The organism is Roseococcus sp. SYP-B2431 (assembly GCF_004336745.1).
Classification (GTDB): Bacteria; Pseudomonadota; Alphaproteobacteria; order Acetobacterales; family Acetobacteraceae; genus Roseococcus.
Genome location: NZ_SJXD01000022.1, coordinates 371712 through 381891, shown reverse-complemented (window position 1 = coordinate 381891; position 10180 = coordinate 371712). Strand labels below are relative to the sequence as shown.

General features: G+C 72.1%; 13 protein-coding genes. 7 read left to right on the top strand and 6 right to left on the bottom strand.

Annotated features, from left to right (window positions below; translation table 11 throughout):
• The first annotated feature begins 24 nt into the window (after nt 1-24).
• From EJV46_RS09805 to EJV46_RS09790, 4 genes are read left to right on the top strand one after another with little or no spacing between them, the layout of a single operon-like run.
• Nucleotides 25-876 (top strand): 2-keto-4-pentenoate hydratase, encoded by an 852-nt coding sequence (locus EJV46_RS09805; protein WP_131548435.1) that lies wholly within the window; start codon nt 25-27, stop codon nt 874-876.
• Complete coding sequence (locus EJV46_RS09800; protein ID WP_131548434.1) at nt 873-1496, top strand: nicotinate-nucleotide adenylyltransferase; 624 nt, start codon at nt 873-875, stop codon at nt 1494-1496. Before EJV46_RS09805 ends, EJV46_RS09800 begins: the two co-directional genes overlap by 4 nt.
• 16 nt (nt 1497-1512) lie before the next feature.
• Nucleotides 1513-2274 carry a ribosome silencing factor gene (rsfS, locus tag EJV46_RS23470; RefSeq protein WP_131548433.1) on the top strand — a complete coding sequence of 254 codons (762 nt, stop codon included), beginning with the start codon at nt 1513-1515 and terminating at the stop codon, nt 2272-2274.
• Entirely contained in the window at nt 2271-2732 is a 462-nt protein-coding gene (locus tag EJV46_RS09790) for a 23S rRNA (pseudouridine(1915)-N(3))-methyltransferase RlmH (protein ID WP_131548432.1), read from the top strand. The genes rsfS and EJV46_RS09790 overlap by 4 nt, the downstream gene beginning before the upstream one ends.
• Nucleotides 2733-2739: 7 nt before the next feature.
• Here the strand turns inward: EJV46_RS09790 and EJV46_RS09785 are convergent, their stop codons facing one another.
• Nucleotides 2740-3855: a polysaccharide pyruvyl transferase family protein gene (locus EJV46_RS09785; RefSeq protein WP_131548430.1), complete on the bottom strand. Its 1116-nt coding sequence runs from the start codon at nt 3853-3855 to the stop codon at nt 2740-2742.
• Between the two features lie 238 nt (nt 3856-4093).
• On the opposite strand from EJV46_RS09785, the gene EJV46_RS09780 reads away from it, so the two are divergent.
• Nucleotides 4094-4936: an ion transporter gene (locus tag EJV46_RS09780; protein ID WP_131548429.1), complete on the top strand. Its 843-nt coding sequence runs from the start codon at nt 4094-4096 to the stop codon at nt 4934-4936.
• Here EJV46_RS09780 and EJV46_RS09775 read toward each other — a convergent pair.
• A complete protein-coding gene (locus EJV46_RS09775; RefSeq protein ID WP_131548428.1) occupies nt 4933-5250 on the bottom strand; it encodes a hypothetical protein in 318 nt (105 codons plus the stop codon). The two genes, EJV46_RS09780 and EJV46_RS09775, sit on opposite strands and share 4 nt — an antisense overlap.
• 95 nt (nt 5251-5345) lie before the next feature.
• Here EJV46_RS09775 and EJV46_RS09770 point away from each other — a divergent pair, with 95 nt between their 5' ends.
• A complete protein-coding gene (locus tag EJV46_RS09770) occupies nt 5346-5897 on the top strand; it encodes a TetR/AcrR family transcriptional regulator (RefSeq protein ID WP_131548427.1) in 552 nt (183 codons plus the stop codon).
• Here the strand turns inward: EJV46_RS09770 and EJV46_RS09765 are convergent.
• The 3 genes from EJV46_RS09765 to EJV46_RS09755 are packed head-to-tail and all read right to left on the bottom strand — an operon-like array spanning nt 5881 to nt 8800.
• Nucleotides 5881-6861 (bottom strand): tripartite tricarboxylate transporter substrate binding protein, encoded by a 981-nt coding sequence (locus tag EJV46_RS09765; protein WP_131548425.1) that lies wholly within the window; start codon nt 6859-6861, stop codon nt 5881-5883. The two genes, EJV46_RS09770 and EJV46_RS09765, sit on opposite strands and share 17 nt — an antisense overlap.
• A 38-nt stretch (nt 6862-6899) precedes the next feature.
• Complete coding sequence (locus EJV46_RS09760; RefSeq protein ID WP_131548424.1) at nt 6900-7349, bottom strand: GNAT family N-acetyltransferase; 450 nt, start codon at nt 7347-7349, stop codon at nt 6900-6902.
• Nucleotides 7346-8800, bottom strand: a complete 1455-nt coding sequence (locus EJV46_RS09755) for a M81 family metallopeptidase (RefSeq protein ID WP_165585449.1) — start codon at nt 8798-8800, stop codon at nt 7346-7348. The genes EJV46_RS09760 and EJV46_RS09755 overlap by 4 nt, the downstream gene beginning before the upstream one ends.
• Before the next feature lie 76 nt (nt 8801-8876).
• Between EJV46_RS09755 and EJV46_RS09750 the strand changes: the two genes are divergently transcribed.
• A complete protein-coding gene (locus EJV46_RS09750) occupies nt 8877-9845 on the top strand; it encodes a TAXI family TRAP transporter solute-binding subunit (protein ID WP_131548422.1) in 969 nt (322 codons plus the stop codon).
• Here the strand turns inward: EJV46_RS09750 and EJV46_RS09745 are convergent.
• The gene (locus tag EJV46_RS09745; protein WP_131548421.1) at nt 9823-10101 is read right to left on the bottom strand and encodes a hypothetical protein; all 279 of its coding nucleotides are present in this window, start codon (nt 10099-10101) and stop codon (nt 9823-9825) included. The two genes, EJV46_RS09750 and EJV46_RS09745, sit on opposite strands and share 23 nt — an antisense overlap.
• Between the last annotated feature and the right edge of the window lie 79 nt (nt 10102-10180).

The window sequence follows — 10180 nt, the reverse complement described above, 5'->3', positions numbered from 1 at the left end:
CCCGAACCACGGGAGTGAACCACCATGCGCAGCCTGCTGCTCGCCGCGGTCGCGAGCCTCGCGACCCTCGGCCCCGCCATGGCCGCCTGCCCCACGGCCGAGGCGGTCCAGGCGCTCGCCCGCTCGATCCTCGCCAATGCCCCCGCCCCCGCGCTGACCGGCATGGCCAGCCTCGCGGACGGGCAATGCGCGCAGGATCTCCTCGTGCCGCTGATGGTGCCGCATCTCGGCCAGCCGGTCGGCTACAAGGTGGGGCTGACCAATGCCGCCGCGCAGCAGCGTTTCGGCGTGCCCCAGCCGGTCGTGGGCACGATCTACCAGCGGACCATCGCCCTGCGCTCTGGCGGCGAGGTGCCGGCGCGCTTCGGCGCCGTGCCGAACGTCGAGGCCGACCTGCTGGTCCGCGTGCGCGACGATTCGATCAACCAGGCGCGCACCCATCTGGAGGTGCTTCGCGCGATCGACCTCGTGATCCCCTTCATCGAGCTGCCGGACCTCGTGCTCTCCGCCGGCATGGACGGGCCGAACCTGCTGGCGATCAATGTCGGCGCGCGGCTCGGCGCGGTCGGCGAGGCCATCCCCGCCGAGGCCACGGAGGAGTTCGCCGCGCGTCTCGGCAGCATGGTCGTGACCCTCTCGAACGACCAGCGGGAGATCGCGCGCGCGCCGGGCACGGCGCTGCTGGGGCATCCGCTGAACGTGATCCCCTGGCTCGCCGAGGACCTCGCGCGGCGCGGCCAGCGCATGCGGGCCGGCCAGTACATCTCGCTGGGCGGGTTCTCGCCGGCCGTGGCGGCCGAGGCGGGCCGGACCTACACGGTGCGTTATGACGGCCTGCTGGCCCAGCCGGTCACCGTGAGCGTCCGAACGCATTGAGCCACGGGCCGGGACGTTATGGGGACGGACGCCGGCGGCGCATCGGCCTGCTGGGCGGCAGCTTCAACCCCGCCCATCACGGCCATGCGCATGTGGCGCGGGCGGCGCTGCGTTCCCTCGGGCTGGACCAGGTCTGGCTGATGGTCTCGCCGGGCAATCCGCTGAAGCCCGCCAGGGGCATGGCCCCCTTCGCCGAACGTCTGGCGAGCGCCCGGCGGGTCGCCGATGGCGTGCGCGTGGTCGCGGCCGACATCGAGCAGAGGCTGGGCTCGCGCTACACGCACCGCACGCTGTCGCTGCTGCGCCGGCGATTCCCCCGGGCCCGTTTCGTGCTGATCCTGGGCGCGGACAACCTGGTCCAGCTGCCGCGCTGGCAGCGCTGGCGGCAGATGCTGCGTCATGTTCCGCTGGCGGTCCTGCCGCGGCCGGGCTACAGCAGGACCGCTTTGCGTGGGCAGGCTGCCTCGGTGTTGCGGCATCGCCGCCGACGCGCGGCTTCCCTGCTCAATTCGCGGTGGACGGCGGGGGCCCCCTGGTGCTTCGTGCCGGCTGCGGAGCGGGCGATCTCGGCCACTGCCATCCGGGCAGCCTCCCGGCCCCTTGGCCCACCCATCGGATAGAGAAAGATTTCGGCGCATGGCGCGGACCCCAGACGAGACGAAGAAGCCGGCGCGAAAGGCCCCCGCCGGAGCCGTGGCGAAGCCCGCCCCGAAGACGCGCGCCGCCACGCCCGCCGCCGCGAAGCCGTCGCGGACAACCGCCGCAGAGCCCGCGGCGAAGCCCGCCCGCGCTCGCTCCGCCGCGCCGAAGCCCCGCGCCGCCGAGCCGGAGGCCAAGCCATCCCGCGCCCGCGCCGCCGCGAAGCCGGCCACGACCAAGACGCGCGCCATCGCCAAGCCGGCCGCCGCCCCGGCCAAGCCGGCCCCGCGCACGACGGCCAATGTCCGCGCCGCCCCCAAGGCGGCCGCCAGGCCGGCCGCGGCGCCGAAGGCCAAGGCCGCGCCCAAGCGCCGCGCGGCCAAGACCGATCCGGACCGGCTGGCGCGCCTCGTGGAGGCGGCCCGCAAGAGCCTGGACGACGACAAGGCCGAGGACATCGTCGTGCTCGATGTCCGGTCGCGCGCCAGCTACGCCGACTGGCTGATCATCGCGACCGGCCAGGTCGACCGGCAGATCCAGGCGATGGCATCGCATATCGACCAGGCGCTGGCCGAGGAGGGGCTGAAGCTCCGCCGCGACTCCGTGCAGTCCAGCGAGGACTGGGTGCTGATCGACGCCGGCGATCTCATCATCCACCTCTTCAAGCCGGAATCGCGCCTGAAGTTCGACCTGGAGAAGATGTGGGGGCCGGACAGCCCGCTGGGCGAGTCGGGGCCCGGGGAACAGTCGCCGATTTGAAGGCGAAGCTGCTCGCCGTCGGCCGCTTCAAGTCCGGCGCCGAGGGCACACTCTTCGCCCAGTACAACGCGCGGCTGCGGCCGCCGCTGGAACTGGCGGAGCTGGCCGACGCGGCGGGCAGCCCGCCCGAGATCCGCCGGCGCGAGGGCGCTTCCATCCTCGCCGCCCTGCCCGCCCAGGCGCTGCTGGTGGCGCTGGACCTGGGCGGCGCGGCGCCCTCCAGCGAGGCGCTTGCGGCCCTGACCACCCGCTGGGAGGAGGCCGCGCGGCCCATCTGCTTCGCCATCGGCGGCGCGGAGGGGCTGGACGAGGCCGTCACCCGCCGCGCCGAGCACCGGCTCTCGCTGGGCCCGCTGACCTGGCCGCACCTGCTGGTCCGGGCGCTGCTGGCCGAGCAGCTGTTCCGGGCGCAGTGCATCCGGACCAACCACCCCTATCACCGCGCCTGGCGCCCGTGACGGCGCCTCACCCCTCCAGGGCGTGATCGAAGCCGTTCTCGGCATAGAAGGCCTTCAGCTCCGCGAAGAGCGTCCTGATCCGGGCATTCGTCCCGTCCCAGTCATGGGAGATCATGGCCGCGGCCGGATCGACCCAGGGCTCCGTCACGTCCTGCTGCGGCAGGCCGTAGACGTCGGCGAATTCCTTCAGCCGGGAATCATAGGTGTAGTAGTAGCAGGGCTTGCCCTGCAGCAGGGCGATCATGTTGCCGTGGAAGCGGAAGCCGATCATCGCATCGACCTCGCGGACCCTCGCCAGCCATTCCTCGACGTTGCGGACGCTGACCACCCGCGCCATCAGATCCTCCGGCAGGAGCCGGCCGGTGGCGCCGATCCGCGCGAGCATCCGCCGGGCGGCTTCCAGCCGTTCCTCGAAGCTCAGCTCCTGGTCGGCGATGTCGTATTCCTCGAGAACGCCCTGCTCGAAGATGGGCACGTTCACCGCGTTGCCGATCGCCCATTCGATGGCGAGCCGGTGCTTCTCCAGCCCCTCCCTGGGGGCATGGCAGAACATATTGGCCACGAGCACCGAGAGGATCGACACCCCGACCGTGCGCTCCGGCCGGCGGAGCATCTCCGGGACGCGAACGGCCGGGCAGGTCAGCGAATAGAAGAGCGAGGGGCAGCCCGTGATGCGGATGTTCCGCCCGCCGAGCCGTTCGACGACCGCTGCCGAGAAGGCGCCCCGCACGGAGATGCTGGCCGACTTCTCGTTCAGCCGTGCAATGAAGTCGCGGGCGCCCCGGTGGCCGTCCAGGAAGGCCGGGTCGAGGGTCGGGTGCTGGGCGCCGAGGCCCACGATCGCGAGCGGCGCTGGGATGCTGTCGAGGGTCCGGTTCGCCTTCTCGAAGTCGAGGGCGTCGTGCAGATAGGTCGAGCCGCGGATGATGGCCCGTTCCACCGGCTGCCGCGGCGCTCCGCCGAAATGGATCCGCTCGCCCTTCTGCACCTTGAGCTGCCGCACCACCGAGGCGCCGACGAGCATGTCCCCGTAGTTCGGCGTCCACTTCGCCGTGCGGACGGCGGGCCAGCCGGTCAGGCCGCCGGTCGTGGTGTGGTTGAAATGGACGAGGCCGATGGTCATCGCCAGCCGCGCCGAAACAATGAGGCCGTCCCATGGCGATCCATGCAGCTGCTCCGGAGCCAGGTTTCAGGCGGGCGCCGTCCAGGCCCTGGCCAGGCCCGCAGGAATAGCCTCGCGGCGCCCCGGCGAACAGCGTGCCGCCGCCGTCCGGGCGCGCGGCCCCGGCGCATCACGCCGGCGGGGACTTGATCCCGCTCCGCGGCACGGCCATTCCTGTCCGGAACATGGAGCCTTGGACATGCAGGAAGCGCTGACGGCGGAGCACGCCGGCGACGATCTACGCTCGCGCGTGGCGCGACTCGTGCTGGCGCCGGCCTTCCAATATGCCGTGGTCGGACTCATCCTGCTGAACGCGGTCTCGCTGGGCCTCGAGACCAGCGAGGCCACGATGGCCCGCATCGGCCCGGAGCTGGAGCTGCTGGACGACATCCTGCTCTGGCTCTTCACCGCCGAGCTCGGCCTGCGCATCTACGCCTTCCGCGGGCGCTTCTTCCGCGACCCCTGGGGCCTCTTCGATCTCGTCGTGGTCGGCATCGCCTGGCTGCCCGGCAGCGGGCCGCTCTCGGTCCTGCGGGCGCTGCGCGTGCTTCGGGTGCTGCGGCTGATTTCCGTGGTCCCCTCGCTGCGCCACGTGGTGGAGGCGATGCTGGGCGCGCTGCCAGGCATGGGCAGCATCGTGCTGCTGATGGCCCTGATCTTCTACGTCTTCGCCGTGATGGCGACGAAGCTCTTCGGCGCCGCGATGCCCGAACAGTTCGGCTCGCTGGGCGGCAGCCTCTTCACGCTCTTCCAGCTGATGACGCTGGACGACTGGGCCAATATCGTGAAGCCGGCCATGGAGGCCGTGCCTTACGCGCTGGTCTTCTTCCTGCCCTTCATCATCCTCTCGACGTTCGTGGTGCTGAACCTGTTCATCGGCGTGATCGTGGACAGCATCCAGACGCTGCGCGAGGAGCGGGACCGGGGCGAGATCGTCGCCGAGGAGGTCGCGAAGAACGAGGAGCGGCGGGAGATCCACCTGCTGGTGCAGGAAGTCCGGGCGCTGCGGGAGGAAGTGGCGGCGCTACGGACGCCGCGCTAACCGAACAGCAGCGTGTGGAGGTACCGCCCCGGCGCGAAGGTGGCGGCGAGGCCGGCGGTGAAGAGCCCGCCGGCATTGATGAGCATCGCCCGCCTGTGCGCCGGGATGCGCCCGGTCCGCGCCATCCAGACCGCATAGGGGATGTTCACCAGCGTGATCGCCGAGAGGATGTGCAGCGCCGAGAGATGCCCGCGCGACTGGATCGCGAAGGAGGAAAGCGCGCTGAGCAGCAAGGCCGCCGCGGCCCACCGGCCAAGGCTGCGATGCGCGCCCCGGCCCTTGGGAAGGGCGAAGATCGCCAGGATGAGCATCATCGCGATCAGCGAGAGGGCGAGGTGGAGGTGGAGAACCTGCAGGGCGCATCGTCCCGGGGTATGTTATCGTCGTAAACATACGCTGGATGTGATCGATGTCAACATCTGAAAAGCCCTATCATCACGGCGACCTGCGCGCGGCCCTGATCGACGCCGCCGAGACCCTTCTCGACGCCGGCGGCGACATCAGCCTGCGTGAGGCCGCGCGCCTGGCCGGCGTCTCGCCGACCGCCGCCTATCGCCACTTCGCCGACAAGGACGCCCTGCTGGCGGCGCTGGCCGTGCGGGGCTTCCGGGAATTCGGGGCGGCGCTGAACGAGGCCGCGGCGCGCGATCCGGCTCATGAGCTGGTGGCGCGGGGCCGGGCCTATATCCGCTTCGCCCTCGCACGGCCGGGGCGCTTCCGCCTCATGTTCGGGCCGCTGCTGTCGCGGGCCGCCGATCATCCGGAGCTGCACGAGACCTCGCGACGAACCTTCGCCGCCCTCGAGAGCGCCGCGGGCGACAAGGACGAGGCGCTGCGCCGCTGGGGCCTGGTGCACGGCCTCGCGCATCTGCTGCTCGACGGCGCCGCCGGCCTGGACGAGGCGGGCGACCCGGACGCGCTGATCGACCGCCTGATCCCGGTGCCTACTGCTGGAGCGTAATGCCCTTGGCGCGCACCACCTCGCTCCAGCGCGCGAGGTCGTTCTCCATCACCGCCGTCAGCGCGGCGGCATCGCCCGCCACGGGCGTCGCGCCCTGCTCGACGAAGCGGGCCCGCACCTCGGGATTGGCGAGCACCTTCCCGATCTCCGCCTGGATGCGCGCGACCACCGCCGGATCCATCCCACGCGGGCCGACGAGGCCGTACCAGAAGGAATAGGTGAAATCGATGCCGAGCTCGCGCGCCGTCGGCACGTCCGGCAAGGCCGGGATGCGCCCGCCGGCGGTGCCGATGGCGATGGCCCGCGCCCGGTTGTCGCGCAGCGCGCCGAGCACGGTCGGCGGCGCGGCGATCAGCAGCCCGATGCGGCCGGCCAGGAGATCCGCGAAGGCCGGGCCCATGCCGCGATAGGGCACGTGGGTCATGCGGATCTCGGCCAAGTCCTGCAGGTGCTCGGTGTAGAGATGCGGCGAGGAGCCGGCGCCCATGGAGCCGTAGAAGGCCGGCTCGGCGGCCGGCGCGCGCTGCCGCTCGACGAAGTCGCGCAGGCTGCGCGCGGGGGAGCTCGCCGGGACGACGAAGACCGTCGGATAGTCCACCAGCAGCGAGATCGGCGTGAAGTCCGCGCGGATGTCGAAGCCGAGGTTGGGATAGAGCGGCGGTGCCGTCGCCAGGGAATTGTCGGTCAGCAGCAGCGTCGTGCCGTCGGGCGGCGAGCGCACCGCGGCGGTCCAGCCGACCACGCCGCCGCCGCCGGAGCGGTTTTCCACGACGAAGCTGGCGCCGGTCTGCTCGCCGAGGCGCTGGGCGAAGAGGCGCGCGACGAAGTCGGTGGTGCCGCCGGGCGGATAGGTGACGAGAAGGCGGACCTGCCGGTTGCCAGGCCAGGGCTGGGCCTGAGCATGGACCTGGGCGGGAAGGGCGAGAAGCAGCGCGGCCATCGCCGCCAGGATGCGCAGGACCATCGATTTCTCCCGGGCCCGGCCCTTATGTGGAGCGACCGTTAGCCTCGCATCATATATCGCACGCGCTTACCGTTGCGAACATCCACGGCCTCGCCGACGGGCCGGAATCCCAGCCGCGCGTGAAAGGCCTGGCCGGCGGGATTGGGCGGGTCGAGATTCACCTCGCAGGCCAGGGGCAGGCCGCGCGCGGCAAGATCCTCGTAGAGCGAGCGCGCCACGCCCTGCCCGCGTGCTTCCGGCGCCACGACGACGCGGTCGATATAGGCGAAGCGCCCGCCGCGCCGCAGGAACCAGGCGTGGTTGGGACCCTGCGCCGGCGTGGTCTCGGAGAAGGCGACCAGGAAGCCGTCAGCCGACATCCGGGCGGAGAAGGCCGCGGCGACCTGCGCCGACAGCGCCTCCAGCGTGAGGGCGTTCACAGCCGCTGCCTCGGCATTGTTGAGCGCGAGCAGCGCCGGCAGGTCGGCCGCCCCGATGTCGCGGATCATCCCTCGCGCCAGGCCTCGGGCACGTGGCGGAAGGGCAGGGCGAGCAGGTCCAGCGCGGCGGGGCCCGGCGTGTCGCATTCCACGATGGCGCTGCAGCGCGAGGCGAAGGCGGCGCGGAAGTGGTTCTTCGCCTTGTTGGCCAGCAGCCGCACCCGGTCGAGGTCGATGCCGTGCAGCGCGAAGAAGGCCGGGTCCACCGCGGCTTCCTTCCGGCTCGTCACCACCACGCGCAGCTTTCCGGCGCGCAGCATCGCGGTGGCGCCGAGGTCCACGGGCGCGCCGTGCTCCATGGGGCCGGTGTTGAGGAAACGGCCATTGGTCAGCGCCTCGACCGTGCCGGAGAAGGGAACGGGTGGGCCGAAATCCGTCGTGGTCCTGCCCGCCAGATCGCGCGAGAAGGCGCCGCCCAGGCCGGCCTGTTGCGCTGCCATCACGGCCTCGGGATCGTGCAGGAAGCAATAGACGCATTCAACGTCCAGCTGCGCCTCCATCAGGACGCGCAGCAGGCCCGGTGTGTCCGCCGCGCCCCCGGAGAGCGGGTTGTCGGCCGGGTCCAGCAGCGCCACGAGGCCGGGTGGGGCGGCCAGCGCGGTCTGCAGCGCCTTCTCCGGCGTGGGCAGGGTGACGGCGAAGCGGCCGCGCCGCGCCTCGATCTCGCCGACGAGCCTGCGGGCGAGCGCACGGGCCGGCGCATGCTCCTCCGCCCAGACCATGGCCGAGGGCCCGGCCGTCGGCGTGTCGCCCCAAGCGAAGCCGCCGAAGAGCGAGGCGTCGAGGATCGGCGTCTGTTCCGCGGCCCAGGCCTCGGCCCAGACCTCGGCCATCGGCCCCTCGGCATCGCGCATGTGGAAGGAGTGCAGCACCACCGGCAGCTTGGCGATCGCGCCATGCACGGCCCCGCCCGCCAGCCCGCGCTCCAGCTGCCGCAGGGCGCGCAGCGCCGCCTTGTCCATGTCGACATGCGGATAGGTGCGGTACACCGAGGCGCCGTCCAGCAGCCCGACCACCTGCGGCGAGATATTGCCATGGAAGTCGAAGCTCGCCACCAGCTTCACGCGCGGCCCGATCAGCGCGCGCACGCGGCGGATCGTGGTGAGATCGGCCTCCGGGTCGCTTTCGGTCAGGCAGGCGCCGTGCAGCGAGAGGTAGACGCCGTCGAAATGGCCGGCCTTCAGCCCCGATTCCACCTCGGCGATCCAGGTGTCATAGGCCTCGTCGGACATCGGCCCGCCGGGCTGGGCCGCCGTGCAGCGCAGGATCGTGGCGGTCCAGGCGGGCCGCTCGGCGAGGAAGGCATCCACGGCGCCGAGTTCGGTGGCCGTGCCGCGGTAGCGCTCCAGCGCTTCCGGCCCGGCCACCCATTCGCGCCCCTGGAAGGCGGAGAGCGGCGTGGGCTCCGGCGCGAAGCTGTTTCCCTCGAACCACAGGCGGGCGACGGCGATGTGCGGCATGAGCCTGGCTTGATCCCTTGGTGAAACGGGCTGCGTCGCATCTAATCCGCGCCGCCCCTTGAGGATAGGTGAACGAATGATGCGTCGCAGCCTTCTCGCCGCCCCTGCCGTCCTGGCCGTGGCGGATCCGGCCTCCGCCCAAGCCCAGCCTGCCGTGGCGCATCCCACGCTGGCCATTCATACGGCCGGGCAGGGCAGCCCCTTCGTGACCTATGGCCGGGCGATCGCGGCCCTGCTCTCGCGGCAGGGGATCACCGCCACGGTCGAGGCCAGCACCGGCTCGCTGCAGAACCTCACCGCCGTCGAGGACAATGCCAATGCGCTGGGCACCGCCTTCCTCGGCTCCGCCTGGGACGCGGTTCAAGGCACACCGGCCGCCGGCAACCGGAAGCACCTGAACGTGCGTGCCCTCTGGCCGATGTACGAGACGAGCTTCCAGGTCGCGGCCCTGACCTCCAGCGGGCTGACCGCCTTCGCCCAGCTCGCCGGCAAGCGGGTCGGCGCCGGCCCCGCCCGCGGCCCGGCCGAGACCTTTCTCGTCGCGGCCGCCGAGGCGGCCGGCATCCGTGTCGAGATTGTCAGCGGCAGCCCGGCCGAGATGACGCAGGGCCTGCTGAATGGCGGGATGGACGCGCTATGGCAGGGCGCCATCGTGCCGATTCCCTCGATCCTGGAAGCCCTGGCCCGCGCACCCGGCGTCGTCTTCGGTCCGGGCGCCGAGGTGGTGGGCCGCGTCACGCAGCGCCTGCCCATGCTGGCGCCGACGACCCTGCCGCCCGGCACCTATCCGGGCCAGACGGCGCCGATCGAGAGCTTTGCCGCCTGGAACTTCATCGTCGCCAACCGGGCGCTGCCGGAGGAGACGGCCTATGCCATCACCCGTGCCGTGCTGACCGTGGCCGACCCGGCGCGCGATATTGGCCAGGTCGCGGCGACGACGCGCAAGGAGGCCGCGGTGAACAACCGCGTCCTGCCCTTCCACCCCGGCGCGGCCCGCTTCTACCGCGAGGCCGGGCTGACGCTCAGCGCCCCGCCTGCGGGGTAGGCTGCGGGATGTTCGTCGCCGGCCGGCCGGTGCCGTCGAAGTTCCGGCTGAACTGCCGCTGACGCTCGGCCCGGCGCGCGCGGTCGGCGGCCAGGGTGCCTGGCTGCGGCGCGAGGTTGCGGGCGTTGTTGAGATCCTGGCCCATGGTCCAGTTCTGGCCGTGGATGGCGCCGGTGCCGCTGGAACTGGTGCCCTGGGCCAGGGCGTTGCCGGCCAGGCCGGCCAGAAGAGCGGCGGTGATCGCGAAGGCGCGCATGGTGACTCCTGATGGAGGAGCGCCCGGGGAGAGAGGCGCGTCGGGGGGAGGCGCCTCCTTAGCCGGGACCGCCGCGCTG